Origin of the sequence: Streptomyces chumphonensis (assembly GCF_014779715.1) — a bacterium.
Taxonomy (GTDB): Bacteria; Actinomycetota; Actinomycetes; order Streptomycetales; family Streptomycetaceae; genus Streptomyces; species Streptomyces chumphonensis.
In genome coordinates, this window is record NZ_JACXYU010000012.1 from 44,862 (window position 1) to 71,247 (window position 26,386).

Annotated in this window: 22 protein-coding genes and 3 pseudogenes; 20 read left to right on the forward strand and 5 right to left on the reverse strand. The window is 72.4% G+C overall.

Features of this window, described 5'->3' with window-relative positions:
* The first annotated feature begins 90 nt into the window (after positions 1 to 90).
* The 7 genes from IF129_RS20090 to IF129_RS20120 all read left to right on the forward strand — a co-directional run bounded on the left by IF129_RS20090 (position 91) and on the right by IF129_RS20120 (position 7,766).
* A complete protein-coding gene (locus IF129_RS20090) occupies positions 91 to 1,608 on the forward strand; it encodes an ABC transporter substrate-binding protein (RefSeq protein ID WP_191211143.1) in 1,518 nt (505 codons plus the stop codon).
* Positions 1,609 to 1,672: 64 nt separating this feature from the next.
* Entirely contained in the window at positions 1,673 to 2,614 is a 942-nt protein-coding gene (locus IF129_RS20095; RefSeq protein WP_191211144.1) for an ABC transporter permease, read from the forward strand.
* Entirely contained in the window at positions 2,611 to 4,404 is a 1,794-nt protein-coding gene (locus IF129_RS20100; protein ID WP_191211145.1) for a dipeptide/oligopeptide/nickel ABC transporter permease/ATP-binding protein, read from the forward strand. The genes IF129_RS20095 and IF129_RS20100 overlap by 4 nt, the downstream gene beginning before the upstream one ends.
* Entirely contained in the window at positions 4,401 to 5,252 is an 852-nt protein-coding gene (locus IF129_RS20105) for an ATP-binding cassette domain-containing protein (protein ID WP_191211146.1), read from the forward strand. The genes IF129_RS20100 and IF129_RS20105 overlap by 4 nt, the downstream gene beginning before the upstream one ends.
* Positions 5,253 to 5,259: 7 nt before the next feature.
* On the forward strand, positions 5,260 to 5,850 hold the full coding sequence (locus tag IF129_RS20110) for a TetR/AcrR family transcriptional regulator (protein WP_191211147.1): 591 nt from the start codon (positions 5,260 to 5,262) through the stop codon (positions 5,848 to 5,850).
* 53 nt (positions 5,851 to 5,903) lie between these two features.
* On the forward strand, positions 5,904 to 7,367 hold the full coding sequence (locus IF129_RS20115; RefSeq protein WP_191211148.1) for an aldehyde dehydrogenase family protein: 1,464 nt from the start codon (positions 5,904 to 5,906) through the stop codon (positions 7,365 to 7,367).
* Between the two features lie 12 nt (positions 7,368 to 7,379).
* Positions 7,380 to 7,766, forward strand: a complete 387-nt coding sequence (locus tag IF129_RS20120; RefSeq protein ID WP_191211149.1) for a nuclear transport factor 2 family protein — start codon at positions 7,380 to 7,382, stop codon at positions 7,764 to 7,766.
* 65 nt (positions 7,767 to 7,831) lie between these two features.
* On the opposite strand, the gene IF129_RS20125 is transcribed toward IF129_RS20120, so the two are convergent.
* Positions 7,832 to 9,184 carry a glutamine synthetase family protein gene (locus IF129_RS20125; RefSeq protein WP_191211150.1) on the reverse strand — a complete coding sequence of 451 codons (1,353 nt, stop codon included), beginning with the start codon at positions 9,182 to 9,184 and terminating at the stop codon, positions 7,832 to 7,834.
* A 373-nt stretch (positions 9,185 to 9,557) separates the two neighbouring features.
* Here IF129_RS20125 and IF129_RS20130 point away from each other — a divergent pair, with 373 nt between their 5' ends.
* From IF129_RS20130 to IF129_RS20160, 7 genes are all read left to right on the forward strand, one after another.
* Complete coding sequence (locus tag IF129_RS20130) at positions 9,558 to 10,364, forward strand: acetoacetate decarboxylase family protein (RefSeq protein ID WP_191211151.1); 807 nt, start codon at positions 9,558 to 9,560, stop codon at positions 10,362 to 10,364.
* A 37-nt stretch (positions 10,365 to 10,401) separates the two neighbouring features.
* Positions 10,402 to 11,865 carry an aldehyde dehydrogenase gene (locus IF129_RS20135; protein WP_191211152.1) on the forward strand — a complete coding sequence of 488 codons (1,464 nt, stop codon included), beginning with the start codon at positions 10,402 to 10,404 and terminating at the stop codon, positions 11,863 to 11,865.
* On the forward strand, positions 11,858 to 12,772 hold the full coding sequence (locus IF129_RS20140) for a 3,4-dihydroxyphenylacetate 2,3-dioxygenase (protein ID WP_191211153.1): 915 nt from the start codon (positions 11,858 to 11,860) through the stop codon (positions 12,770 to 12,772). Before IF129_RS20135 ends, IF129_RS20140 begins: the two co-directional genes overlap by 8 nt.
* A 24-nt stretch (positions 12,773 to 12,796) precedes the next feature.
* On the forward strand, positions 12,797 to 13,642 hold the full coding sequence (locus IF129_RS20145) for a fumarylacetoacetate hydrolase family protein (protein ID WP_191211154.1): 846 nt from the start codon (positions 12,797 to 12,799) through the stop codon (positions 13,640 to 13,642).
* A 27-nt stretch (positions 13,643 to 13,669) separates the two neighbouring features.
* Positions 13,670 to 14,311 (forward strand): TetR/AcrR family transcriptional regulator, encoded by a 642-nt coding sequence (locus IF129_RS20150; protein WP_191211155.1) that lies wholly within the window; start codon positions 13,670 to 13,672, stop codon positions 14,309 to 14,311.
* Between the two features lie 113 nt (positions 14,312 to 14,424).
* Positions 14,425 to 15,909, forward strand: coding sequence for an aldehyde dehydrogenase (locus tag IF129_RS20155; RefSeq protein WP_191211156.1), 1,485 nt, complete (start codon positions 14,425 to 14,427; stop codon positions 15,907 to 15,909).
* A complete protein-coding gene (locus tag IF129_RS20160; RefSeq protein ID WP_318153856.1) occupies positions 15,906 to 16,637 on the forward strand; it encodes a gamma-glutamyl-gamma-aminobutyrate hydrolase family protein in 732 nt (243 codons plus the stop codon). The genes IF129_RS20155 and IF129_RS20160 overlap by 4 nt, the downstream gene beginning before the upstream one ends.
* Positions 16,638 to 16,650: 13 nt before the next feature.
* On the opposite strand, the gene IF129_RS20165 is transcribed toward IF129_RS20160, so the two are convergent.
* From IF129_RS20165 to IF129_RS20175, 3 genes are all read right to left on the reverse strand, one after another.
* Positions 16,651 to 17,223 carry a MarR family winged helix-turn-helix transcriptional regulator gene (locus tag IF129_RS20165; RefSeq protein WP_191211157.1) on the reverse strand — a complete coding sequence of 191 codons (573 nt, stop codon included), beginning with the start codon at positions 17,221 to 17,223 and terminating at the stop codon, positions 16,651 to 16,653.
* A gap of 122 nt (positions 17,224 to 17,345) precedes the next feature.
* Positions 17,346 to 18,671: an SPFH domain-containing protein gene (locus tag IF129_RS20170; protein ID WP_191211158.1), complete on the reverse strand. Its 1,326-nt coding sequence runs from the start codon at positions 18,669 to 18,671 to the stop codon at positions 17,346 to 17,348.
* Positions 18,668 to 20,380, reverse strand: coding sequence for an SPFH domain-containing protein (locus IF129_RS20175; RefSeq protein WP_191211159.1), 1,713 nt, complete (start codon positions 20,378 to 20,380; stop codon positions 18,668 to 18,670). Before IF129_RS20175 ends, IF129_RS20170 begins: the two co-directional genes overlap by 4 nt.
* A 633-nt stretch (positions 20,381 to 21,013) precedes the next feature.
* Here IF129_RS20175 and IF129_RS26525 point away from each other — a divergent pair.
* The 3 genes and pseudogenes from IF129_RS26525 to IF129_RS26995 all read left to right on the forward strand — a co-directional run.
* A pseudogene (locus tag IF129_RS26525) lies at positions 21,014 to 22,207 on the forward strand (alkaline phosphatase PhoX); the annotation flags it as partial.
* A gap of 48 nt (positions 22,208 to 22,255) precedes the next feature.
* Positions 22,256 to 22,474 (forward strand): annotated as a pseudogene (locus IF129_RS27120) (fibronectin type III domain-containing protein); the annotation flags it as partial.
* 138 nt (positions 22,475 to 22,612) lie between these two features.
* Positions 22,613 to 22,846, forward strand: coding sequence for a proprotein convertase P-domain-containing protein (locus IF129_RS26995; protein ID WP_318153865.1), 234 nt, complete (start codon positions 22,613 to 22,615; stop codon positions 22,844 to 22,846).
* A 194-nt stretch (positions 22,847 to 23,040) separates the two neighbouring features.
* On the opposite strand, the gene IF129_RS20185 is transcribed toward IF129_RS26995, so the two are convergent.
* Positions 23,041 to 23,922: a lytic polysaccharide monooxygenase auxiliary activity family 9 protein gene (locus IF129_RS20185; RefSeq protein ID WP_191211161.1), complete on the reverse strand. Its 882-nt coding sequence runs from the start codon at positions 23,920 to 23,922 to the stop codon at positions 23,041 to 23,043.
* 358 nt (positions 23,923 to 24,280) lie between these two features.
* Here IF129_RS20185 and IF129_RS20190 point away from each other — a divergent pair, with 358 nt between their 5' ends.
* From IF129_RS20190 to fabG, 3 genes and pseudogenes are all read left to right on the forward strand, one after another.
* Positions 24,281 to 25,099, forward strand: a complete 819-nt coding sequence (locus IF129_RS20190; protein WP_191211162.1) for a HipA family kinase — start codon at positions 24,281 to 24,283, stop codon at positions 25,097 to 25,099.
* Positions 25,096 to 25,488: pseudogene (locus IF129_RS20195) on the forward strand (DUF3037 domain-containing protein); the annotation flags it as partial. The gene IF129_RS20190 and the pseudogene IF129_RS20195, both read left to right, overlap by 4 nt.
* Before the next feature lie 134 nt (positions 25,489 to 25,622).
* Positions 25,623 to 26,384, forward strand: coding sequence for a 3-oxoacyl-ACP reductase FabG (gene fabG, locus IF129_RS20200; protein ID WP_191211164.1), 762 nt, complete (start codon positions 25,623 to 25,625; stop codon positions 26,382 to 26,384).
* Positions 26,385 to 26,386 lie beyond the last annotated feature (2 nt).

Here is a 26,386-nt window from a genome sequence, read left to right on the forward strand (position 1 = left end):
CGGGCCGAAGGCTGTGACGGGGAGAGGAAAGGCGGTTTCCTCTCCCCGTCGATCCGGCACCAGCGCCCCTCATACTCGAGAGAAGATTCCATGAAGAGAATCTGGAGAGTCACACTCGCCGCGGTCGCCGCATTCGCGATGGCCGCGTGTACCAACACGACTGCCCCCTCCGACGGCGGCACCGGTACCGACGACGATATCAAGATCGGTACCCTGCTCGACGTCACGTCCTGGGACCCCGCCCAGGCCGACATCGGATTCGACGGTCCCTACCTCTCGGCCGTCTACGACCCGCTGGTCTCCCTGAACGAGGACTCCGACCCCGTCCCCGGGCTCGCCATGTCGTGGAAGTACTCGGCGGACCGGCTGAAGCTCACCATGGAGCTGCGCGAAGACGTCACGTTCAGCGACGGTGAGGTCTTCGACGCGGCGGCGGCCGTGCGGAACCTCGAACACCTCAAGGCCGGTGTCCGCTCCGGCGCCACCTACGCCAACGTCGAGCGGTTCGAGGAGGTGGACGAGGACACCATCGCGCTGCACCTGAAGCAGAAGGACGAGGCCCTGCTGTACTACATGGGTCTGGGCCGCAGCTGGATCGCCTCGCCCGCCGCGATCAAGGCCGAGACACTGGCCACCCAGCCCGTCGGCTCCGGTCCCTACACCTTCGAGTCGAACACCTCCACGCCGGGTTCGGAGTACGTCTTCACCAAGCGGCCCGAGCACTGGGACGACCAGACCTACCCGTTCGCCACCCTGCACGTGCTCCCCATCGCGGACCCGACGGCGAGCTTCAACGCCATGCTCTCCGGCCAGCTCGACGTCGCCTACGCCAACGCCACCGACATCCCCCGCGCCAAGGAGCGCGGGTGGAACGTCGCGGCCGACGTCGCCACCTGGGTGGGCATCCAGTTCACCGACCGCACCGGCGAGCGGCTCAAGCCGCTCGGAGACGTCCGGGTGCGCCGGGCCATCAACCACGCCTTCGACGGCGCGGCCATGCTCGAGTCCGTCGGCCAGGGCGCCGGAGCGGCGACCAACCAGGTCTTCCCCGCCGGCGGCCCCGTGCACGACCCCTCACTCGACGACCGTTACGCGCACGACATGGACCAGGCCAAGAAGCTCATGGCCGACGCCGGCTACGCGGACGGATTCGACGTGACGATGCCGATGTCGTCGATCTTCCAGCCGTGGCAGCCCTCCGTCGAGCAGACCCTGGGCGAGCTCGGCATCAAGGTCGCCTGGAAGGACCTGTCCCCGGCCGACTACCAGAAGAACGCCGCCACCTACCCGATGTTCGTGGCCGTCCTGGCCCTGGACTCCAACCCCGCGGCGTCGATGGACGGCCGCATCGTCTCGGAGCAGTGGTTCAACCCGAACCCCTCGACCCAGGACTTCCCCGAGGTCCAGAAGCTCGTCGACGAGGCGCTCGACACGACCGGTGCGGACCAGCTGCCCCTGATCCGCGAGCTCAACGAAGAGATCACCGAACAGGCCTGGCAGAGCGTCTGGTACCAGGCCGACAACACCTACTTCAGCGTCGAGGACATCACGGTGACGCCCATCACCGGGATGATGTTCCCGACCCTCCGATTCATCCAGCGCGGCTAGTTCCCGTCCCGGCCGGGGCCGTCCCTCAAGCGGACGGCCCCGGCCCCCAGAGGGGTCTCCCACCATGTTCAGATTCACGATCCGGCGGCTGATGTCAGGAGTCGCCCTCCTGTTGATCGTCACGTCCGCCACCTTCTTCCTGGCGCACCTGGCCATCGGCGACCCCACCGCCGGCCTGCTCGGCAACAGCGCCACCCCCGCCCAGCGGGCCGCCCTGCACGAGAAGCTCGGCCTGGACCGCCCGCTCTTCGTGCAGTTCTGGGACTGGTTCTCGCACGCCCTGCGCGGCGACTTCGGGACCTCGTGGCGCAACTTCCAGCCCGTCTCGGACCAGATCGCCCTGCGCGTCCCGGTCACCCTGTCGGTCGTGATCGCCGCGACGGTCCTGGCGGCCGCCCTCGGCCTCGCCGTCGGTGTCGCCACCGGACTGCGCCCGGGCGGCGCCCTCGCCCGCGTCCTCAAGCTCGCCTCGGTCGTCCTGTTCGCCCTCCCGGGCTTCTGGGTCAGCCTCGTGCTCGTGATGCTGTTCGCGGTCAGGCTGCAGTGGTTCCCCGCAGTGGGCTACGTGCCGCTGACGCAGTCCGCGTCCGGATGGCTCAGCTCCATCACCCTGCCCGCCGTCGCCCTGGCGCTCAGCGCGATCGTCATGATCGCCGAGCAGCTCCGCAACGGCTTCGTCGAGGTGACCAAACAGGACTACGTCCGCACGCTGCGCGCCCGTGGCCTGTCCACGCGCCGCGTGACGCTGCACGTGCTGCGCAACGCCTCGCCGGCCGCGCTCACCGTGCTCGCCGTCATGTTCGTGGGGCTGCTGGGCGGAGCCATCGTCGTCGAGATCATCTTCAACCTGCCGGGCATCGGCCAGCTCACCCAGTCGGCGTCCCAGATCGGCGACATCCCCATCCTGCTCGGACTGACCGCCGTCACGGTCGTCTTCGTGGTCCTCGTCAACTTCCTGCTCGACCTCGTGCTCGGGTGGATCAACCCGAAGGTGCGCGACATATGACCGACCCCTCCTACCCGGCCCCGGGCGGCGGCGCTCCGGCGCAGCAGCGGCTCTGGTCGCGCTTCCTGCGCCGCCCGCTCGGCGTCACGGCCCTGGCCGTGTTCCTGCTCATCGTCCTGGCGGGGCTCTTCGCCCCGCTGCTGGCCCCCTACGACCCCAACCTCGTCGACTTCTCCCTCACCCAGGCACCGCCGAGCGCCGAGCACCTGATGGGCGGAGACTCGGCCGGCCGGGACATCTTCAGCCGGCTCCTCTACGGCGCCCGCACGACCGTCTACGGAGCGGCCGTCGCCTGCCTCGTCGGCGTCCTGCTCGGCGTCCCCGCCGGAGTGGCCGCCGGGTACTTCGGCGGTCTCACCGACCGGATCTGCTCGTCGATCAGCGACGGCGTCCAGTCCGTGCCCGGCATGATCGTGCTGCTGATCGTCGCCGCCGGCACCGGGGCCGACTTCACGGTGCTGATGATGACGGTGGGCGCGTTCATGGCGCCCGGGTACTACCGCATCTCCCGTTCCCGGGCGCTGGCCGTGCGCAAGGAGCCCTACGTCGACGCCGCGCGGGTGGCCGGCCTCACCCACACCCGCGTCCTGCACGCCCACATGGTCCGGGCCGTGCAGGCGCCGGTGGTCATCCAGTCCGCGCTCACCGCGGGCGTCGCCATGGGCATGCAGACCGGTCTGCAGTTCCTGGGCATCGGCACCGCGTCGACCCCCGACTGGGGCCAGATGATGAACGACGGCTTCCGGACCATGGGCACGCACCCGCTGATCCTGCTGTGGCCCTCGGCCGCGCTGGGCCTGACGATCGCGGCCCTCGCGTTCATGGGGTCGACCCTCGCCGACCTGATCAGCGTGCGCACCGAGCCCGTCTCCCGGCGCCGCAAGCGGGCCGTGGCACCCGACGTCGAGGTGGTCCCGGCCACCGGACGCCTGGAGCACCCCGTCGAGGACAGCGCGCTGCGGATCGAGAACCTCCGCGTCACCTACCGCACGCCGCACGGGGACAAGCAGGTCGTCCGCGGCGTCTGCCTGGACGTCTCCCCCGGAGAGGTGCTCGGCATCGTCGGCGAGTCCGGATCGGGCAAGTCGCAGACGGTCTTCTCCGCCCTGGACCTGCTCCCGGCCGAGGGGCACACGAGCGCGGACGGCATCTGGATCGGCGGCGAGCCGGTGGGAGACCTGCCCCGGGCAAAACGCCACGCGCTGCTCGGCACCCGCGTGGGCTACGTCCCCCAGGAGCCGATGAGCAACCTCGACCCCTGCTACACGATCGGCCACCAGCTCACGGAGCCGCTGCGGTCCGTGCACCGGCTGACGAGGACGCAGGCGGGGGAGCGGGCCCGGTCGATCCTCCGGCGGGTCGGCATCGACGACCCCGACCGCGTGCTGGCCTCCTACCCGCACCAGGTCTCCGGGGGCATGGCACAGCGCGTCCTCATCGCCGGCGCCGTCGCGGGCAAGCCGCAGCTCCTGGTCGCCGACGAGCCGACGACGGCGCTGGACGTCACGGTCCAGGCGGAGGTCCTGGAACTCCTGCGCGAGTTGCAGGAGGAGTACGGCATGGCCCTCGTCATCGTCACGCACAACTTCGGTGTGGTCGCCGACATCTGCGACCGCGTCGCGGTGATGAGGCACGGCCGGGTCGTCGAGACCGGGGCGGTCGAGGAGATCTTCGCCAAGCCGGCCGACCCGTACACGGCGGAGCTCATCCGGGCCTCGCTGGACGACACCGAGAGCCGCGACGACCTCGACGCGGCGTGGAACAAGGCCGGACGGACGGTGCGCACATGACCGCGAAAACGAACGACGCCCCGCTGCTGGACGTGGCCGACCTCGTCGTGGACTACCGCCGCGGACGCCACACCTTCCGCGCGCTCAAGGGCGTCTCGATGACCATCGGGACGGGGGAGTGCGTCGGCCTGGTCGGAGAGAGCGGCTCGGGCAAGTCGACGCTCGGCAAGGCCATCCTCGGACTCGCCGACGTCACCTCGGGCACGATCCGCTTCGACGGCCAGGACATCACCCACCTCAAGGGTGCCGCCCGTCGCAGCCTGGCCGCCGACCTCCAGGTGGTCTTCCAGGACCCCTACGGTTCGCTGGACCCGACGATGACCGTCGGACAGATCCTCGCCGAGCCCCTGACGGCCTCGGGCGTCGGCAAGGCCGCCGCCCGGGCGACGGTGGTCGAGATGCTCGACCACGTGCGGCTCCCCGCCGACACGGTGACGCGCTACCCCAGCGAGTTCTCCGGGGGCCAGCGCCAGCGCATCGCGATCGCCCGCGCGCTCGTGCGCCGTCCCCGCCTCATCGTCTGCGACGAACCCGTCAGCGCGCTGGACCTGACCACGCAGGCGGCCGTGATCGACCTGTTCATCGACATCCAGCGCGAGACCGGTGTCTCCTACCTCTTCGTCTCGCACGACCTGGGCGTCGTGCGCCGCATCTGTCACCGGGTCTCGGTCATGTACCAGGGCGAATGCGTCGAGACGGGACCGAACGAGAGGGTCACGCGCGACCCCGAACACCCCTACACCCGCAGGCTGCTGCTCGCGTCCCCGGTCGCCGATCCGGCCCGCCAGGCCGAGCGCAGACGCAGCCGGCTCGGGCTGCGTTCACCATCCGGTCCGCCAGTACCGTAGGACGACCATGCCGAAGATTATCGACCACGACCAGCGACGCCGTGAGATCGTCGCCGTCGCGAAGAAGCTGATCATCCAGGGTGGCTTCGAGGCGGCGACGATGCGGAGCATCGTCGCCGAGGCGGGCTACGCCAACGGGGCCCTGAAACGGTACTTCCCCAGCAAGGACAGCATCGTGGCCGCCACGTTCCAGAGCGTGCTCGCGGAGATGAACGAGCGGATCGCCGCCGACGAGACGCCGGCCGACCCACGGGAGGCGCTCCGTCACGACGTCGAGGCGACCCTGCCGCTGGACACGTACCGGATCGACTCCGCGCGCGTGCTGCTGGCCCTGTGGGAGCACTCGATGGCCAACGAGGAGCTTGCCGCGCTCTACCGCGCCCACCTCCAGGACTGGCGCGGCCGGCTCGCCGAGCGCATCGCCGCCGCACGCGGCGCGGACGAGTCCGCCGACGCCCCCGCGGTGACCCACCTCGCGCAGGAGGTCATCGCGGTGGCCATCGGGGCCAGCGTCACCTCCCTGATGTTCCCGGACGGGGCGCTCATCCCGGAGTACCGCGCCTACGTCGACCGGTTGATGCAGAAGATCACCGACTGATCCGCACCGCGCGGTCGTTCGGTCCATGACGAGGTTCACCAGAAGGATCAGGTATGGATGTGCGAGGTCAGCTTCACATCGGAGGTGAGTGGACGGCCGCCGCCGACGGGGCGGAGTTCACCACCCGCGATCCGGCGACCGGCGCCGCCCTGGGCACCTGCGCCCAGGCCGGCACCGCGGACGTCGACGCCGCCGTCGACGCGGCACGGCGGGCCCTCGGCGACCCGGCGTGGGCCGGTCTGCCGGCGGCGGAACGCGCCCGGCTGCTGTGGCGCGTCGCCGAACTGATCGAACGGGACGCCGAGGCGCTGGCGGAGTGGGAGACCCGGGACCAGGGGCAACCGCTGTCGGTGTCCCGGGGCGTCAGCGTGGCCGGGGCCGCGGAGCACTTCCGCTACTACGCCGGCTGGGTCACCAAGCTCGAGGGGACGGTCGCGCCGGTCTCCTTCCCGGACACGTTGCACTACACGCGCCGCGAACCGGTGGGCGTCTGCGCGCTCATCACCCCGTGGAACTTCCCCCTGATGATCGCGGCGTGGAAGCTGGCGCCGGCCCTGGCCTGCGGCAACACCGTGATCCTCAAGCCCGCCGAGCAGACCCCGCTGACGAGTGTGCGGCTGGTGCGCCTGTGCGAGGAGGCCGGCTTCCCGCCGGGGGTGGTCAACCTCCTGACCGGCGGGCCCTCGACCGGCCGCGCCCTCGTGGAGCACCGCCGCGTCGACAAGGTCTCCTTCACCGGGTCCACCGAGGTCGGGCAGGCGATCGTGCGGGCCTCGGCGGGCGATCTGAAGCGCGTCACGCTGGAGTTGGGCGGCAAGGCGCCCAGCATCGTCGCCCGCGACGCCGACATCGACGCCGCCGTCGCCGGGAACGTGCAGGGGGCCCTGCTCAACAGCGGGCAGGTCTGCGCCGCCTACGCCCGGTTCTACGTCGACCGCCACCGGGCGGAGGAGTTCACCGAGAAGCTCGCGGCCGCCGTGGGCGCCCTGCGGCTGGGTCCCGGTCTGGCACCCGACACCCAGCTCGGGCCGCTGGTGACCGACGAGCATCTGCGGCGGGTGGACGCCATGGTGCGGGCCGGTGTGGCCGAGGGGGCGGAACTGGTCACCGGGGGAGACCGCGCCGACGGGGACCTGACGGCGGGACACTTCTACCGGCCCACCGTCCTGTCGGGCGTCCGGGACGCCATGTCCGTGGCCCGGCAGGAGGTCTTCGGACCCGTGCTGCCGGTGCTCACCTACGAGGACGAGGACGAACTCGCCGCCCGGGCCAACGACACCCACTACGGCCTGGCCGCCGCCGTCTGGACGCGTGACCTGTCCACCGCCCACCGGCTGGCGGCGGACGTCCGGGCGGGGGCGGTCTTCGTCAACATGCCGCCGATACCCGACCCCGCGGCTCCCTGGGGCGGGTTCGGGTCCAGCGGCTGGGGCCGGGAGATGGGCTCCTCCGCGCTGAACGTGTTCACCGAGACCAAGGGCGTCTGGATCCACCACGGCCGGCCCGCCCGCACCTGAGAGGAAGAACCGATGAGTGAGCAGCAGCCGGTGGCGCACGACGGCGTCCGGTCGGCCGTCGAGGCCTACGTGAGCGCGGTGAGCGCCGCGGATCCGGCGGCCGTCCGGGCCGCCTTCCGCCCGGACGCCCACATGTGGGGCTACCTGGGCGCGGAGTTCGTCTCCGCCCCGATCGAGGCGTTCTGCGAGGTGGTGGCGGCCGACACGGACACGGCCCGCTGGGTTCCGTCCTACCGGTACACCATCCGCTCGGTCGAGGTGAGCGGCGACGTGGCCGTCGCCGTGCTCGACGAGTTCGGCTACCAGGGCCACGACTTCACCAACCACTTCTCCCTGGTCCGGGCGGACGGCACCTGGCGGATCGCCGGGAAGACCTTCTTCCGCCACGACGGCGCCTGACCCGCGGCGGCACCACAACGGCCCGTCCCCCGTCGCGCTGAGCGCGGGGGACGGGCCGAGGCGTGTCACAGGTGGTAGGCGTACTCCGTGAACTCCCAGTCGGTGACGTGGCGGCGGAAGCGGGCGATCTCGTCGCGCTTGTAGGTCAGGTAGGAAGTGGTGAAGTCCTTGCCGAGCAGCTCGCCGAGTGCCGTGTCCGCCTCCAGTGCGTCGAGGGCGTCCGACAGGGTCGCCGGCAGGAGCGGGGCCCGAGCGGCGTCGTAGCCGTAGCCCTCCAGCGGGGCGGGCGGTTCCTCCCCGGCCGCGACGCCGAGCAGGGCCGCGGCGATGGTGCCCGCGATCAGCAGGTAGGGATTGGCGCTCGCGTCGCCCAGGCGCACCTCGAACCGCGTGGCCGCGTCGCGCTCGGGCGGGATGCGCACCATGGCGCTGCGGTTGTCCAGCCCCCAGTCGATCAGCCAGGGCGCGAGCGTGTCGGGCCCGAACCGCTTGTAGGAGTTGACCGTCGGGTTGGCCAGCGCGGCGAGGGCGGGCGCGTGGGCGAGGACGCCCGCTACCGCGTGGCGCGCGGTGGCCGACAGCCCGTACGGTCCGGCGCGGTCGGCGAAGGTGTTCCCGCCCCGGTCGTCGGTGCACGACAGGTGGAGGTGGAAGCCCGAGCCGCCGGTGTCGTTGAAGGGCTTGGCCATGAACGTGGCCAGCCGCCCCTCCGCGCGGGCGAGCTCCTTGACGGCGGCCTTGAAGGCGAAGGCGCGGTCGGCCGCCGAGGCGGCGTCGGAGTGGGTGAGGTTGATCTCGAACTGCGCCCCGTCGTACTCGTGGTTCCCGCCGCTGACGCCGATGCCGGTGTCGCGCAGCGACCGCAGGGTGCGCAGCAGGTGGTTGTCCGGGTCCGCGCGCAGGCCGGCGGTGTAGATGACGCCCGCCGCGTCGCTGTAGCGGCGCCAGCCGGTGCCGTCGGGGCCGGAGTCGCACAGGAAGTACTCCAGCTCCGGTCCCACGACGGGGTGCAGGCCCACCGCGGCGCACCGGTCGAGAACGGCGCGCAGCAGCTCGCGCGGGGACTCCGGGGCGGGTCGGCCGGTGGCCGGGTCCGTGACGTCGCCGAGGCAGGTGGCGACTCCGGGCTCCCAGGGGAGCGGGCGCAGCGTGTCGAGGTCGGGCGTGACGCAGATGTCGGGCAGTCCGGCGTCCAGCCCGCCGGGCACCGGCACGGTGTCGCCCTGGGGGCTCGTGTGGTAGACGGCGCGGCAGAAGGCCAGGCCGTGCTCGCAGGCGTCCGGGAGGTGCTCCAGAAGGAGGTCCCGGGCCCGTTCGGTGCCGATGAGGTCGGGATAGGTCACCCGGACGACGTCGACGCCCTCGGCGGCCAGTTGTTCCACGCGACGACGGACGGCTGCGGGGTCGGATGCGCTCACCGGTGGCTCCTCGGGGGAAACGGGTGCCCCGGGGCCGTGGGCTCCGGGGGATCGGGGTGAAGGACGAAGGGGGCGGCCTCGGACTGCTCGGGGGCAGGAGGCGGCGCGCGGCTTCGGTGTGCCCAACGTAGAGACGGCCGCGGTGGTCCCACAAGGGGTACGGGCCAGAAATTTATCCATCCGGATAGCTATTGACCCCGGGAGGTGCTCCTTCCTATCTTGTTTGGAGCCAAACGATCGACTGTCGCCTTCGCGCCGTTCCCGGCCGTCCCGCACGCGCCGACGAGCGCCCCCGGCCCTCGGTCACCCCGGGCCGCGGCCCCCGTCGGCCGCCCCGGCCGCGCCTCCCCGTCCCGTCCCGCAAGGAGCCTCCGTGACCCGCCTCCGTGGATTCCTCCACCCCAAGACCCCGACGGGTGACTCCTCGCTCATCCCCGAGCCCCCGTGGCACTACTCCGGCGACCTGCTCACCGTCGAGTACCGCACCGACCCCGCCCGCGTCCGCGAACTCCTGCCCGCGCCACTGGAACTCGCCGAGGAGGACCCCGGCGCCGTCGCCCTGATCTGGGCGGACTGGCAGTCCTGCTCCACCTCGGGCAGGGAGCTGCTCGATCCGGTGCTCGCCCAGTACAAGGAGGCATTCGCCGTCGTCCGCTGCGCCTACCGGGGGCGGACCTACACCCGCTGCGTGTACATCTGGGTCGACAAGGACTTCGCCGTCGCGCGCGGACTGCACCAGGGCTACCCGAAGAAGCTCGGCTCCATCCACCAGACGCGCCCCCACCCCTACGGCCCCGCCCCGCGCCTCGCCGCCGGGGCCCGGTTCGGCGCCACCCTCGCGGCGGCCGACCGGCGGCTCGCCCAGGCCGTGGTCACCCTGCGCGAGCCGTCCGAGCACAACGGCTTCGTCAACAGCCACCCCATGGCGCACCACCGGTGGCTGCCCTCGATCGAGAAGGGCGGGGGCCCGGCCCTGGACGAACTGGTCGAGTCCGGCGCCGCCTCGTTCGAGGCCGGGCAACCCTGGGTGGGGCAGGCCGAACTGGAGCTGTTCGAGGCACCCACCGAGGAACTGGCCCGGCTGGAGATCCGCGAGCCGATCGCCGCCTACTACCGGCAGGTCGGCGTGGTGTGGGACGGCGGACGGCTCCTGGAGTCACGCACGTCCGACACCCGGTGACCGCATCCCACCGCACGACCCTCAGGAGCCCAAGGCCATGAGCGCACACCTCACCACCGTCGCCGGTGTCGCCGTCGACACCCGGCACTGGATCGGCGGCGAACGCGTCGCCTCCACCGACACCTTCACCGACGTCTCACCCATCGACGGCGCGCCCCTGGGGGAGATCTCCCGGGCCACGGCGTCGGAGGCCGCCGCCGCCGTGGCCGCCGCCAAGGCCGCCTTCCCCGGCTGGGCCGCCACGCCCCGCGCGGAACGGGCCCGGCTGCTGCACGCCGTGGCCGCCGGCGTCGAGCGGCGCGCCGAGGAACTCGCCCTCGTCGAGACGACCGACAACGGCGCACTGCTGCGTTCGCACCGTCGTGGCGTCATGCCGCGCGTCGCCCACAACTTCCGGTTCTTCGCCGACCGGCTGCTCGGCCTGGAGCACGAGGACTTCACCACCCGCGACCACACCAACCACGTCACCTGGGACCCGGCGGGCCCGTGCGTGCTGATCACCCCGTGGAACGCGCCGCTGATGCTCGCCACCTGGAAGGTCGCCCCGGCGCTCGCCGCCGGGAACACGGTCGTCCTCAAGCCCGCCGAGTGGACCCCGCTGACCGCCTCCCTGCTGGCCGACATCGCCGCCGAGGCCGGACTCCCGCCGGGCGTCCTGAACGTGGTGCAGGGGTACGGCGCCGAGATCGGCGACGCCCTCACCGGTCACCCCGACGTGCGCCGCATCAGCTTCACCGGCTCGGTGCCGACCGCGCGGCACATCGCGGCGCGGGCCGCCGCGAACCTGACCCCGCTCAGCCTCGAACTCGGCGGCAAGTCCCCGCTGCTGGTCTTCGCCGACGCCGACCTGGACCTGGCCGTCGACCTCGCCGTCGAGCAGTACGACAACGCGGGCCAGGTCTGCCTGGCGGCCACCCGCCTCCTCGTGGAGGAGGCCGTCGCCGAGGAGTTCCTCCACCGCTTCGTCGCCAAGGCGTCCGGACTGCGGCAGGGCGACCCGCGCGAGGAGGGCACCGACATCGGCCCCACCATCCATCCCCGCCAGTTGGAGAAGATCGACGGCTTCGTGCAGCGCGCCCGCGCGGCCGGGGCGCGCGCCGTCATCGGCGGTCACCGGGGACCGGGGCAGTACTACGCCCCCACCCTCCTGACCGGGGTGCGGCAGGACTCCGAGGTCGTCCAGGAGGAGGTGTTCGGCCCCGTCCTGACCCTGCAGACGTTCCGCACCGAGGACGAGGCCGTCGCCCTCGCCAACGACACCCGCTTCGGGCTGGCCGCCACGCTGGCCACCGGCGACCGGGAACGGGCCGACCGCGTCACCGCGCGCCTGGTGGCGGGCACCGTCTGGGTCAACTGCTTCTTCGTCCGCGACCTCCGGGCCCCCTTCGGCGGCTCCCGCCGGTCGGGCGTCGGGCGCGAGGGCGACGTCTGGAGCTTCGACTTCTTCTGCGACCTCAAGAACACCGTCACCGCCCCGAAGGGATGGCAGGACCATGGGTGAGATCACCGGGGCGGGACTGCTCGCCCACGTCCCCACCATCGTGCTCCCCGAGGAGACCAGGCGGGAGCTGAACGAGGGCAAGGAGATCACCCTCGTCACCGGGCTCCGCGAGCTGCGCCGGGATGTCTTCGCGCGCGACGACTACGACACGGTCGTCGTGCTCGACTCGCACTGGGCCACCACCGTCGAGTTCGTCGTGACGGCCCAGTCGCGCCGGGCCGGGCTGTTCACCTCGGAGGAACTGCCGCGCGGCATGTCCCGCATGCCCTACGACTTCCCCGGCGACCCCGAACTCGCCCGCAACATCGCTTCCTTCGCCGACCGGCACGGCACCTGGATCACCCCGATCGACGACGCGTACCTGCCGATCTACTACGCCACCCTGAACCTGTGGAAGTACCTCGGCGAGGGGCTGCCCGACAAGCGCTGGATCACCATCGGTGTCTGCCAGACCGGGGACATGGAGGACCATCTGCGCCTCGGCCGCGCCCTGGCCGACGGCATCGCCGCCACGCCGGGCCGCCGCGTCCTGGTCATCGCCTCCGGAGCGCTCTCGCACACGTTCTGGCCGCTGCGCGAACTGCGCGACCACGAGGCCAGCGACCCGTCCCACATCTTCACCCCCGAGGCCCGGGCCGCCGACGAGCAGCGCATCGACTGGCTGACCCGGGGCCGGCACGACCGGGTCCTGGACACCATGGACGAGTTCTGGACCTACAAGCCCGAGGCCCGCTTCTTCCACTACCTGATGATGGCCGGGGCGCTCGGCGAGCAGGCGTGCACCGCTCCCGGGCGCCAGTACGGCGCGTACGAGAACTCCGTGGGCACCGGCCAGGTCCTGCTCTGGTTCGACCGGCCGTCCGGCGGCTGGACCGCCCCCCGCACCTCCGATCCCGCCGCTGCCTAGGCCCCCTCCCGAAAGGCTTCCACCATGCCCGAGTACCGCCGCATCCTCCTCGACGGCGCAGCCGTGGAGACCGTCCGCCACGGCGACGACCTGGTCGCCGGGGACGGACGCCGCGTCCGCGTCGAAGACGCCCACCACCTGCCGCCGGTCGTCCCGTCCAAGGTGATCGCCGTCCACCTCAACCACCGCAGCCGGGTCGAGGAGTTCGGCATCGGGCTGCCCGACACCCCCACCTACTTCCACAAGCCGACCTCGGCGCTGAACGGCCACCGGGGTGCGGTCGTGCGCCCCGAGGGCTGCGCGTGGCTCAACTACGAGGGGGAGGTCGCCATCGTCATCGGCAGGACCGCCCGCAACGTCGCCCCGGAGGACGCCGGGCAGTACATCGCCGGCTACACCGTGGCCAACGACTACGGCCTGCACGACTTCCGGGACACCGACGCCGGGTCCATGCTGCGGGTCAAGGGCTCCGACACGCTGTGCCCGCTCGGCCCCGGGCTGGTCACCGACTGGGACTTCCGCGGCAAGCGCCTGCGCACCCGCGTCAACGGCGAGACCGTCCAGGACGGCTCCACCGACGAGATGACGTGGGACATGCACTACCTCGTCGCCGACATCGCCCGCACCATCACGCTGTACCCCGGCGACGTCCTGCTGTCCGGCACCCCGGCCAACTCCCGGCCCGTGCGGCCCGGCGACGTCGTCGAGGTGGAGGTCGAGGGGCTGGGCACCCTCACCAACCACGTCGTCACCGGCCCCACCCCCATCCGGGCCGACGTCGGGGCGCAGCCGACCGCGTCCGAGGAGGTGCTGTCGACCGCGCTCGGCGGCGACTGGGAGTTCCGCGGCATCAGACCGCCGAGGCGCTGAGCGGGGGCCGCCGGTAGGGTCGGCCGCATGACCGACCCCGTCGAGCCCACCGGTGAGCGCAGCCCACGCAAGCGCGTCACCAACTACGGTTCGGGCCGGGCGGCCCTGCTGGACGCCGCCGTCCGCGTGGTGGCCCGGGGCGGGCTGCGCAAGCTGACCTACCGGGCCGTCGCCGAGGAGGCGGGCGTCACCCACGGGCTGGTCGTCCACCACTTCGGCTCCCGGGACGCGCTCATCGAGGAGGCCGTCGACCACGCCGTCCGCTCGTCGCTGAAGGTCAACGCCCTCGGCACCGGCGGCGGCACGGCGGACGACTTCGCCGCGGGGCTGGGGGACCTGGTCGTGACCGGGCCGGATCTCCAGGCCTTCCAGTACGAGCTGCTGCTGGAGAGCCGCCGCCGGCCGGAGCTGATGCCGCAGCTGCGCGCCCTGTACGAGGAGTACTTCGAGACGGCGCGGCGCGACCTGGCCCGGGTGTTGTCCCGGCCGGTCGACCGGGGCCTGTCCCGGCTCGTCTTCGCCGCGCTGGAGGGCCTGGTGCTGCACCAACTCGTCTTCGGTGAGCGGGAGGTGACCGAAGAGGCGCTGGCGGAGCTGCGGTCGCTGCTGCGGAGCCTGGCCTCCCCGGCATCCGACGCGTCCGACAGCGGGGACCGGACCGGGAGCTGACCCGGGACCACCGCTGAACCGCCGGGGCACGGACCGTACCGGGCGGACGTCGGTCCACCCTGACGAGCACATCGTTTGACCCGAAACGACTTTTCACGACAAGGAGGCCCACGGTGGACGCCACGTACGACGCCTGGACGCGCCGGGCCGGGACGCTCCGACTGGACGGCTCCCACCTCATCGACGGCTCCGCCCACGCGGGCGGCCGCACGTTCACCGTGGTCTCGCCACGGGACGGCCGACCGCTGGCCGAGGTCGCCGACGGCGGAGCCGCCGACGTCGACCGTGCCGTCGCCGCCGCCCGCCGGGCCTTCGACGTCGGGCCCTGGCCACGGCTCGCACCCGCCGAACGCGGACGCGTCCTCACCCGCGTCGCCGACCTCGTCGAGGAACGGCGCGCCGATCTCGCGCTCACCGTCAGCCTGGAGATGGGCAAGCCGATCACGGACGCCTTCGACATCGAGCTGCGCGCCCTGATCGCGACCTTCCGCTGGTACGGGCAGCTGGCCGACAAACTCACCGACACCTCCCCGCACACCGCACCCGACGCGCTCGCCCTCGTCACCCGCGAACCCGCCGGCGTCGTCGGCGCGGTCGTCCCCTGGAACTTCCCGCTGACGCTGGCGGGATGGAAGATCGCCCCGGCCCTGGCGGCCGGCTGCTCGGTCGTGCTCAAGCCCTCCGAGCGCAGCCCCCTGTCCGCTCTGCACCTGGCCCGGATCGCCGGTGAGGCGGGGCTTCCGCCCGGCGTCCTCAACGTCGTCAACGGCGACGGCCCCGTCGCCGGACGGGCCCTCGGGCTGCACCCCGGTGTCGACGTGCTCGCCTTCACCGGGTCCACGGCCGTCGGGCGTCACTACCTGCGCTACGCGGCCGACTCCAACCTCAAGCGCGTCTGGCTCGAACTGGGCGGGAAGTCCCCGAACATCATCCTGCCCGACGCCCCGGACCTGGAGACCGCCGCCGCCACGGCGGCCTGGGGGATCTTCTTCAACCAGGGAGAGATGTGCACCGCGCCCTCCCGGCTGCTGGTGCACTCCTCGATCGCCGAACGCGTCACGGAGGCGGTCGTCGAGCGAGCCCGGTCCCTGCGCGTCGGCGACCCCCTGGACCCCTCGACCGAGATGGGCGCACTGGCCGGCGAGGAACACCTCGACCGCGTGCTCGGACACGTCCACGCCGCCCTCGACGCCGGCGCGCGCCTGCGGACCGGTGGTGAACGCACCCTGGCCGAGACCGGCGGCACGTATCTGCGACCCACGGTCTTCGACCGGGTGGATCCCGACTCGGCACTGGCGCGCGATGAGGTCTTCGGGCCGGTCCTGTCCGTCCTCCCCTTCGACGACCTCGACGAGGCCGTCGCCCTGGCCAACGCCACCGACTACGGCCTCGCGGCGGGCCTGTGGACCTCCGACCTGTCCACGGCCCACCGCGTCGCACGTGCCCTGCGGGCCGGAACGGTCTGGGTCAACTGCTACGAGGAGGGCGACCTGACCGTGCCCTTCGGCGGCATGAAGCAGTCCGGCAACGGACGCGACAAGTCCGCCCACGCACTGGAGAAGTACACCGAGCTGAAGACCACCTGGATCCGGCTGTGAACCACGCGACCCGTCCCCTCATCGCCGTTCCGGCCCGGTTCTCCGCCACCACCTCCGCCCTGCGGTACGCGGCCGAGGTCAACGCCCGCGCCCTCATCGAGGCGCTCTGGCGGGCGGGCGGCGAACCCGCCACCCTCCACCCCCACGCCCCCGACGGCCGCTGCGACCCCGCCGAGACGGCCGCCCGCCTCGCCCGGTTCGACGGCGTCCTGCTGCCCGGCGGCGGCGACCTCTCGCCGCACCGCTACGGGGCCGCCTGCGTCCACGACGCCGTCTACGACGTGGACCACGCGCAGGACGCGTTCGACCTCGAAGTCGCCCGACACGCCCGCGCGGCGGGGATGCCGCTGCTGGCGGTCTGCCGCGGGCTGCAGGTCGTGAACACCGCGCGCGGCGGCACCCTGCACCAGGACATGGGCGGCCCGGACCGGGAGCACCGGCATCTCACCCACCCGGTGCGGCTCGCGCCCGGATCGGTCGTCGCGGACGTCATCGGGGCCGGGGCGACCGAGGCGTCCTGCTACCACCACCAGCACGTCGACCGGCTCGGCGCGGGCCTGACCGCCACCGCCCACGCCGCCGACGGCACCGTCGAGGCCGTCGAGGCACCCGGTGACCGGGGATGGTTCCTGGCCGTGCAGTGGCATCCGGAGGACACCGCGGAGACGGACCCGGCCCAGCAGCGCCTGTTCGACGCGCTGGTGGCCGCCGCCCGCGCCTTCCGCTGACCGGCGCGGGAGCTCAGCCCCTCGCGCGGCGGCCGCTGCGGCGCGGTGCGGGCTCCGCCCCGTCCCGCAGCGCGTCGCGCCGCTCCTCGCCGTGCTCCTCCACCTGGAGGACGACCCGGCGCAGCATGTCGGCGAGGTCCCGGCACTCCTGGTCGTCCAGCCGCGCGGTCACGAAGACCTCCTCGTCGTTGAACGCGGGGAACACCTCCCGCAGGAACGCCTCGCCCCGCTCGGTGAGGCTCAGCAGCACGAGCCGCCCGTCCGTGGGGTGCTCGCCGCGTCGCAGCAGGCCGCGGGACTCCAGGGTGCGGGCGACACCGGTCAGGGTCCCCTTGGAGATCCCGGCCTCCTCCGCGACACGCCGGGTCTCCGACTCGCCCCAGACCCACACCACCCACAGCACGACGAACGCCGTCCAGGTCAGGTCCGAGCCGCGCAGGACGGAGTTCTCCAGGTGGTGGCGCACGACGGCGGCGGCCCGGTGGATGTTGGCCACCGCCGCCATCTGCTCGCGCCGTACGGCCATGCCGTCGAGCCGAACCCGGGCGAGCCTCTCCGCCTCGGTGATGGAACGCCGGCCGGGCACATGGGCTCCTCGTGTCTCCCGTACTGAACCGGGCGGCCCACCGGGCCGCCCGGTCTCTGCGGCACACAGTCTAGAAGCGTGGCCGCACCGCCCGGGTCGTGTGTGGCGGGGTGCGGCCCGCCTCAGGCGTCGGTCTCCCCGTCCGGCGGCCCACCGTCGACGTCCCGTGCCGGAGCCGTGGGCAGCTCCGTCGTGCGCGGCAGCAGCTGTGCGGCGAGCAGCGTCGAGAGCGCCGAGGTGTCACCGCTGCCGCCGTCGGTGCGGACGACCACGGGCCGCGGCGCCTTCGACGCCAGTTCCGCGCCCACTTCGAGCCGGCGGCGGGCCAGCTCGTACTGGAGCACCGCGCGGTTGTCACGGTAGGCCCGGGCGAGGGCGCGCTGGGCGCGGGCCTCGTTCTCGGCGGAGATCAGGCCGCTGCGACCGCGCGTCTCGATCTCGAAGCGGACCCGCTGGGCGTTGGTCTCCTGCTCCTCCAGCAGCTGGGCCACCTGTTCGCGGGCGTTGTTGAGGGCGGCCTTCACCTCCACGACGCGCGCGTCGCGCACCTTCTTCGCCCGCTCGATGTCCATGCCGAGGCTGTCGATGCGGCGCTTGCGGATCAGACCCCACTCCTGTTCGTACGCCGTACGCTCCTTGGCGACCCGCTCCCTGGTGGCCAGGTGCTGCTGGTACTGCGTGGGCAGCTGGACGTCCGGGATGTTGGAGCCGGTGATGCGCACGCCGTAGCGCTCCAGCTGCCGGTTGAGCAGCTCCTGCATGTCGGCCACGTCCGAGCCGCGCAGGTCGTAGGCCCGCTCGGTGCGCATCTTGCGGGCGCGCTGGCGGATGGCGTCCTGGACGGCGCTGGAGAGGACCAGGTCGAAGTTGCCCGCGCCGATCGTGCGGACGAACCGGACCGCGTCCGTGATGCGGAACTTCAGGAAGAACTCGATCGACCGCAGCGGGACGTTCTCCTGCGTCGGACAGGCCATCACCGGGGCGGAGTACGGGATCTCGGTGGCCGTGTCGACCACGAAGTCCACCCTCGACCAGGGGTGCCAGAGGTAGTGGCGACCGGCGTCCAGGGTCCGGGTGACCGCGCCGTACCGGGTCAGCACACCGTTCGTTCCCTGTTCGATCTCGACGATCGAGGAACGCCACCACCACAGCGTGCCGATGGCCAGGAGCAGGGCGCCGGCGCCGTAGGCGAGTCCGGCGAGTGCGCCGTACGCGAGGTCCGCCGCGCCGTCGGAGTCCGTCTCCCGCAGCGACAGCATCACACCGGTGAGCAGCGCGAACAGGCTCAGCCACAGGGGCAGCATCCACCACAGCCTGCGCCGGTGGCGGGGGATGATGACCGGGACCAGCGTGCCCGCCTCGCCGCCGCGCAGCAGCTGGGCGATGTCGCTCCAGGGCGCGACCGCCTCGGAGATGACCGACTTGCGGTTGACGCGTGCGGTACTCACTGACCCGCCTCCTCGGTGTACTCGGAACCCTCGGCCGCTCTCGCCTGTTCGGCGGCGTCCCGGTCGGCCGAGGAGCCCTCGGGGGGCGCGCTCCCGGTCGACGGCACGGTGGGCCGCTCGGCCCGGAGCAGAGCCACGATCTCGTCCTCGCGTCCGGCGATACGGTCGCCGATGGCGGTGAGCTGCCCGCGCATGGCGGTCATGTCCGACTCGCTGAACAGCTCCTCGCCGCGTTCGCCGACCAGCTCCCGGGCCAGCCGGAGGAAGTCCACGCCGGCGGCGCCGTCGCCCTCTCCCGGGCCGCCGATGCGCACGAGGCGCGGCAGGTGTTCGGCGATCTGCTCAAGCGCGTCGAGAATCTGCTGCTGGTAGCGGTATTCGAGGATCTCCGGAGCCTCGGCCGCGGTGACCGCGCGGATGTCGAGGGCCTGGGCCTCCAGCAGCGCCGCGTTGGCCTTCGCCTCCGACTCGGCCTGCACGTAGCGCTGGCGGGCGAGGGCCTGGGCGCGGTTGGTCTCGCGTTCCACGGCGGTGTCCATCTGGGCCTGGTACTGGGCGATGTCGGCGTGGATCGCGGAGAGCGTCTCGTGGCTGGTCGCCAGTTCCCTGCTCAAGTCGCCCTCGTCCTGCTCCTTGCGGAGCATCAACGCGTACTCGTGGGTGTACGCCTCCTTCGCCATCCGCACCGTCTCCGGGGCGGCCAGGTCCATCCGGTAGTTGCGGTCGGACGGCTCCGCGTGCGTGATGTTGGCGTTGGTCAGCTCCACCGCGGGCCGGAACTGCTGGTTGAGCTGTTCCAGGAGGCGGCCGGTGTCCTCGCCCACCAGGTCGTAGATCCCGGCGGCCTCCTGTTCGTAGATGAGGCTGCGGATCGTCTCGCTCACCGCGTTGCTCAGCTTCTCCTCGAAGCCGCGGACCGCACCCAGGGTGTAGACGAACTCCGTCGCGTCGCTGATCCGGAACTGGATGAACAGGTCGATCGAGGCCTTCACGCCGCCCTTGGTCGGTGCTTCGCGCACCGGCGCGTTGAACGGATACTCGCGCGTGGTGTTGAGGATGTACGAGACCCGCTTCCACGGGCTGATCAGGATCACCCGGCCGGGGCCGACGACCTTCTCCAGCTTTCCGAAGCGTGTGATCAGCGCCTGGCAGCCGTCCGGGACCATCACCATGCCCTGCCGCCACCACACGAAGGCGACCGCGGCCAGGGCGATGACCCAGTAGTGCACCCCGAACAGCGGATTGGTCAGCGGGCTGTCGTCGATCGTGGACACGACCGCGGTACCCACCGCTCCCAGGATGACCAGGGACAACACGGGAAGCATGCTCAGGAACGAGCGGCCCCTCGGAAGCACCATCGGGCAGATCGCGTGGACCTGGTCGCCCCCCTCGCGCCGCTGTTCGCTGCGGTTGAGCGCCTCGCCGGCCTCGTCGAGGGGAACGGTCTTCTGCTCCATCACCGTGGCGATGGAGCCCCCCTGTTCTCTCGCGGCCGGAAAGTCGGCGGGGTCCATGCCCCCCTCCTCCGGCGCCGAGGACTCCTCGTCGGCGTTCTCCGGCTCCCGGCCGGCCCGTCCCCGGTTCTGCGGCCCGCCGGCCGACCGCCCGGTGCGTCGCAGCGCCTCCTCCTCGGCCGCCTGCCGGGGATCAGCGCCCGAGGCGACCGCTGAGGCCACCCTCCGCAGGCTCTGCGCCTTCGCTCCTGCCATCGTTCCCCCTTTTCCCTGCTCTCTTCTCGTGCCTGCATCGACGGTCCCGCCCGCCCGAGGTCCGTCGTGAGGGGTTCACTCGGACCGGGTCCGGGGCGGCGAGCGTACCGGGATCCCGTCCCGCGAGGGCGGTGCCCGGACCCGGCGCGCGGCGCGCCTACTTTCCGTCACCCGTCGATGTCACCGGGGTGGCCCGGAGTGTCGCCTCCCGCAGTTGGTCCAGACCTCTTGTCAAAATCCTATGCCTATAAGAATCTTTCAGTGGCGGGACGCCGCCGACGGCGCACCACTGGCCCGCCCCCGCGTCGTTGTGTACGCGCACGCACCCGCGCCCCCACCCCCCTGGGCGCCCCTGCGACGCGCGAGGACGCCCCGCGACGGCGGGACACGCACCGTCCGGCGTCGTCGAAGCCGACCCACCTCGTCACCGGTGCCCCCGGCACCGGTCGGGGCGTCGTTTCCGCGCTCTCGCTTCGGGCCGCAACCCGGCCCGGCCGACAGCGGGAGCAACGCCGCACGCCCCTCTCCTGCACGCCACGCAAACATCTGCGTGCCGCCGCGCGGACTCCGGTCCGCCGTGGCGGTCCACCGCTCCGCCGCCCGGTAGGGCACCCCCACGACCAAGGAGCCGAAGTGGCAAAGGAACGTCATGGAGTCGACCGCCGAGCCGTCCTGCGCGCCGCCGTCGCCGGTGGCGGCGGACTCGCCCTCGCCGGCACGCTGTGGCAGAGCGCCGCGCTGGCCGCGCCGGCCCAGAACGGCCCCGGCCCCTACGGTGCCCTACGGGCCGCGGACGCCAACGGCATCCGGCTGCCCGCCGGGTTCACCAGCCGTGTGGTGGCGCGTTCCGGGATGGCCGTTCCCGGCACCGGCCACATCTGGCACGGGGCCCCCGACGGCGGGGCCTGCTTCCCCGACGGACAGGGATGGATCTACGTCTCCAACGCCGAGCTCTCCGGCGGTCGTGGAGGTGTCGGCGCGCTGCGCTTCGACGCGCACGGCCGCGTCATCGACGCCTACTCGATCCTGACCGGCACCCACCGCAACTGCGCGGGCGGGCCCACCCCGTGGCAGACCTGGCTCTCCTGCGAGGAGGTGGCCTACGGCTACGTCTTCGAGACCGACCCGTACGGTGTCGCCGTGCCCGCCCGCCGGGACGCGATGGGGCGCTTCACCCACGAAGCCGCCGCGTGCGATCCGGACCGGCAGGTCGTCTATCTCACCGAGGACGAACGCGACGGCTGCTTCTACCGTTTCGTCCCCCACACCTGGGGCGACCTCTCACGGGGCGGCACCCTCCAGGTCCTGGTCGCCGGTGGTGGCACCAGCGGGTCCGCCGCTTGGCGGACCGTTCCGGACCCCACCCCGTCCTCGGGCCGGACCCCCACACGGCACCAGGTCAGCGGCGCCAAGCGCTTCGTCGGCGGGGAGGGCGCCTACTACGCCGACGGCCATTGCTGGTTCACGACCAAGGGCGACAACCGCGTCTGGCGCTTCAACGCCGCTGACGACACCTATGAGCTCGCCTACGACGACGACCTCGTGAACAACGGCCCGGCCCCGCTCACGAACGTGGACAACATCACCGGTTCCGCGCTCTCCGGCGACCTCTACATCGCCGAGGACGGTGCCGACATGGAGATCAACCTCATCACCCCGGACGAGGTCGTCACCCCCTTCCTTCGCATCGAGGGCCAGGGCGCCTCCGAGATCACCGGTCCCTGGTTCAGCCCCGCCGGAGACCGGCTCTACTTCTCCTCGCAGCGCGGCACGAGTGGCTCCTCCTCCGGAGGCATCACCTACGAGGTCACCGGACCCTTCCGGGCTCGGGGCGGCGGGCCCGGGGACACGACCCCGCCCACCGCCCCGTCCGCCCTCACCGTCGACGGTGTCACGCAGACCGCGGCCACCTTGCGGTGGACGGCCTCGACCGACGACACCGGCGTCCACCACTACGCGGCGGATGTGGACGGCCGCGTGGTGGACCCGGCGGTCGCCGCTACCAGCCACACGTACACGGGCCTGTCGGCCGCGACCACCTACGTTCTCGGTGTCACCGCCCACGACGCTGCGGGCAACGCCTCACCCCGTGCCACGCTCACCGTCACCACCGCCGGGGACCCGTCCGGCGGTGGCGAGTTCAGCAACCACACCGACGTGCCGATCCGGGACGGGGCCACCGCCACCTCCACCATCGCCGTCGGCGGTGTCGCGGACGCGGGGAGTTTCGAGGTGGACCTCGTGATCCTGCACACCTGGGTCGGCGACCTGACCGTCGAGGTGATCGCCCCCGGAGGCCGGGAGTGGCGGCTGTGGAACCGCTCCGGCGGCAGCGCGGACGACATCCGGCAGACGTTCACGCTGAACGGCACGGGCGTCGACGCGAACGGGATCTGGACGCTGCGCGTCCACGACCACGCCCACCACGACCAGGGCTACGTGGACTCCTGGACCCTGCGCTTCTGAGTCCGCAGGCCGCGCCTTCCGGTGGTGATCCGCCCCGTCCCGGAGGCCGCCGGAAGGCGCGGTCGTCAACCCCTCGACGCGCGGCGTATCGCCGGGTGGTCCGGCCTCCCGGTCCCACCGGGCCGTCGTGCCCGTGCGGGATCCCCGGCCGCCGGGCCTTCGGCGGCCGGGGATCGACGATGGGCGTCAGGCGGTCAGCCGGCCTGACGGCCCGCCCTGCGGCGGGCGAGGCCGAAGAACAGGGCGCTCACGGCGAACAGGCCGGCGCTCGCCGCCCAGGCCACGTTGGCCGAGGGCAGGGAGGTGGTGCTCTGCGCCGTGGTGGCGGCCATCGTCGGGTTGTGCTCGTCGCCGCCGTGCCCGTGGTGGCTGACGGTCGAGTGGGCCGCGCCCTCCTTGATCTCGGTCTCCGTCGGCGCCTCGGCCTCGGCGGCTCCCGCCGACCCGAAGACGACGTCGGAGCAGCCGTAGAACGCCTCGGGGCTGTCGTGGCGCTGCCAGACCTTGTAGATGATGTGACGGCCCGTACGGGCGGGGAGGTTGCCGGAGAACCGGTAGTAGCCGTTGTCGGTGCTGCGCTTCGTGGGGTGGGTGCCCACCGGCGTCGGGTCCAGGTCCGACCACTTCAGCGGCTTTGTCGGGTCGAAGCCCTCCTTGGTGATGTACATCGTCATCGTGCCCAGGTGGGGGGCGGTGATGCGCACGTTGAAGTCGTAGGACCCGGCGGTCACCGTGGTGGTCGGCCAGTCGGTCCTGGCCCAGTCCAGGGCGCGGTACTTCTCGCGGTTGGCGGAGCACAGCCTTCCGTCGGGAATGATCTCCTGGTGCCGGCCCGCGGCGTTGGCGATGTTCACCTCGTTCCAGTCGTAGAGCGGCTGGGTCCCGGAGTCGGCGATGAGGTCCTTGCAGACGGCGGACTTCGGGGTCTCCGGTCCTTCGGCGTAGCAGGCGCTCACCCGGCTGACCGGGTCGAACACGGAGCCGTGGGCGCTTGCGGGAGAAGGAGTCAGCGACAGGAGGGTCGCGGCGGACAGGACGGTGGAGGCTGCGGCGACGCGGCGCCGGGCTGAAGCCATGTGGGGGCTCACTCTCGTTCGTCGGGCCGTGGGGAGGCCCTGGGTCCGGTTAACACCCTTTTGGGGCAAGGGAGTTCGGATAGAGCTGCACCGGCAGAATCGCATTGGTACATACCAATGGGCAAGACGCGTGCAGCAGGTCCGTCCCGCCGCCCGGGAGCCGTCCGGGCCCGGCCCGCTCCCGGGCCGCCCGGCCGTGACCGGGCTCCGGGCGACTCTCCCCGTCGGTCACCCTCGGTTAGCATGCTCACGTCGTCCTGGTCCACGGGCCCGCCCGGCCGGCGCGCCCCGGCCTTCTCCCCGGCGCCCCGGACCGGTGGTCCTTGCGCCACGTCCCCAAGAGATGGGTGGTGAGAACGTGTTGGAAGAAGTGGTGGCGACCCGCTACGTCACGCCCCTGCGGGAGGGCGGGTCGCTGCCCGGGATCGTCGAGGCCGACGACCTCGGCACGTACGTCATGAAGTTCACCGGGGCCGGGCAGGGCCGCAAGACCCTCGTCGCGGAGGTCGTCTGCGGCCGGCTCGCCCGGGAGCTCGGCCTGCGGGTGCCGGACCTCGTCGGGATGTGGCTCGACCCGGTCATCGGCCTCGGCGAGCCGGACGAGGAGGTGCAGGAGCTGCTCAAGGCCAGCGGCGGCCTGAATCTCGGGATGGACTACCTCCCGGGTTCGCTCGGTTTCGACGCGCTGGCCTACCGGGTGGACGCCGTCGAGTCCGGCCGGATCGTGTGGTTCGACGCCCTGGTCGGCAACGTCGACCGCTCCTGGCGCAACCCCAACCTGCTCGTGTGGCACGGCGACCTGTGGCTCATCGACCACGGCGCCAGCCTGATCTGGCACCACAACTGGCCCACCGCCGCGGCGGCGGCGACGCGCCCGCATGACGCGTCCGACCACGCGCTCGCGCCCTTCGGGCCCGATGTGTCCGCCGCCGCGTCCGAGCTCGCGCCCCGCGTGACGCGGGACCTGATCGCGTCCTGCGTCGCCGACGTACCCGACGTGTGGCTCGTGGACGAGCCCGGCTTCGGCGGCCCGGACGAGGTGCGGTCGGCCTACGTCGACGTCCTGGCCTCGCGCGCCGAGGGCCTCCACGACCGCATCACCGTGGGAACACCCGGCACCGACGGGCCCTCGCGCGCGCCGGGGTGGCTCACCGGCCGGCCGGAGGCGGCCCGATGAGCACCGGTGCGGCCGACCGCGCCGTCTTCGAGTACGCGGTCCTGCGCGTCGTGCCCCGGGTGGAGCGCGGAGAGCTGATCAACGCGGGCGTCGTCGTCTACTGCCGGGCCCACGGCTTCGTCGCCGCCCGGACGGCGCTGGACGAGCGTCGCCTGCTCGCCCTCGACCCGGACGTGGACCTGCCCGGTGTCCGGGCGGCCCTGCGCGCCGTGGAGCACGTCTGCCGGGGAGGGGCGGAGGCCGGACAGGCCTCGGGTGACGACGTCGGCCGCCGCTTCCGCTGGCTGATCGCTCCGCGCAGCACCGTCGTCCAGCCCGGCCCCGCCCACACCGGGCTGACCGCGGACCCGGAGGCGGAGGTGGAGCGCCTGCTGGACCTGCTCGTGCGCCCGCCCCGGGCCGATGGCGGGAGCGGGGCCGGCGGCGGGCGGTCGGCCGTTGACAGCGGTGGGTCCGGCTTCTAGCGTCACCTCCACCACCTACTAAGCGGTTGCTCACCCCATCGAGGACGAGGAGAACCAGCATGTCCAGCACCGAGCAGCGCGTCGCGGTCGTGACGGGCGCAGCACGAGGTATCGGCGCGGCCACCGCCGTCCGGCTGGCCGAGGAGGGCCGGGCCGTCGCGGTGCTCGACCTCGACGAGGGCGCGTGCAAGGACACCGTGGAGACGATCACCGCGGCCGGTGGCCGGGCGCTCGCCGTCGGCTGCGACGTCTCCGACGCCGGTCAGGTCGAGGCGGCCCTCGCGAGGATCGCCACGGAGCTCGGTCCTCCGGTCGTCCTGGTGAACAACGCGGGCGTCCTGCGGGACAACCTCCTGTTCAAGATGAGCGAGTCGGACTGGGACACCGTGATGAACGTGCACCTGCGTGGCGCGTTCCTGATGTCGCGCGGCTGCCAGAAGCACATGGTGGACGCGGGATTCGGCCGCATCGTGAACCTCTCCTCCAGCTCGGCCCTCGGCAACCGCGGCCAGGCCAACTACTCGGCGGCCAAGGCCGGCCTGCAGGGCCTGACCAAGACCCTGGCCAAGGAGCTCGGCAAGTTCGGGGTGACGGCCAACGCGGTCGCCCCCGGTTTCATCGCCACCGACATGACGGCGGCCACCGCCGCCCGCGTCGGCATGGACTTCGAGGACTTCCAGGCCGCCGCCGCCTCGCAGATCCCGGTGCAGCGGGTGGGACGCCCGGAGGACGTGGCCGGTGCCGTCGCCTACTTCACCCGGGACGACAACGGCTTCGTCTCCGGCCAGGTCCTGTACGTCGCCGGCGGACCCCTCGACTGACC

Bases quoted from the DNA above. Each gene is read 5' to 3' on its own strand.
- IF129_RS20120 (WP_191211149.1), top strand. From the start codon at position 7,380: ATGAGTGAGCAGCAGCCGGTGGCGCACGACGGCGTCCGGTCGGCCGTC.
- IF129_RS20150 (WP_191211155.1), top strand. From the start codon at position 13,670: ATGACCGACCCCGTCGAGCCCACCGGTGAGCGCAGCCCACGCAAGCGC.
- IF129_RS20145 (WP_191211154.1), top strand. From the start codon at position 12,797: ATGCCCGAGTACCGCCGCATCCTCCTCGACGGCGCAGCCGTGGAGACC.
- IF129_RS20095 (WP_191211144.1), top strand. From the start codon at position 1,673: ATGTTCAGATTCACGATCCGGCGGCTGATGTCAGGAGTCGCCCTCCTG.
- IF129_RS20135 (WP_191211152.1), top strand. From the start codon at position 10,402: ATGAGCGCACACCTCACCACCGTCGCCGGTGTCGCCGTCGACACCCGG.
- IF129_RS20115 (WP_191211148.1), top strand. From the start codon at position 5,904: ATGGATGTGCGAGGTCAGCTTCACATCGGAGGTGAGTGGACGGCCGCC.
- IF129_RS20140 (WP_191211153.1), top strand. From the start codon at position 11,858: ATGGGTGAGATCACCGGGGCGGGACTGCTCGCCCACGTCCCCACCATC.
- IF129_RS20105 (WP_191211146.1), top strand. From the start codon at position 4,401: ATGACCGCGAAAACGAACGACGCCCCGCTGCTGGACGTGGCCGACCTC.
- IF129_RS20175 (WP_191211159.1), bottom strand. From the start codon at position 20,380: ATGGCAGGAGCGAAGGCGCAGAGCCTGCGGAGGGTGGCCTCAGCGGTC.
- IF129_RS20100 (WP_191211145.1), top strand. From the start codon at position 2,611: ATGACCGACCCCTCCTACCCGGCCCCGGGCGGCGGCGCTCCGGCGCAG.
- fabG (WP_191211164.1), top strand. From the start codon at position 25,623: ATGTCCAGCACCGAGCAGCGCGTCGCGGTCGTGACGGGCGCAGCACGA.
- IF129_RS20110 (WP_191211147.1), top strand. From the start codon at position 5,260: ATGCCGAAGATTATCGACCACGACCAGCGACGCCGTGAGATCGTCGCC.
- IF129_RS20185 (WP_191211161.1), bottom strand. From the start codon at position 23,922: ATGGCTTCAGCCCGGCGCCGCGTCGCCGCAGCCTCCACCGTCCTGTCC.
- IF129_RS20090 (WP_191211143.1), top strand. From the start codon at position 91: ATGAAGAGAATCTGGAGAGTCACACTCGCCGCGGTCGCCGCATTCGCG.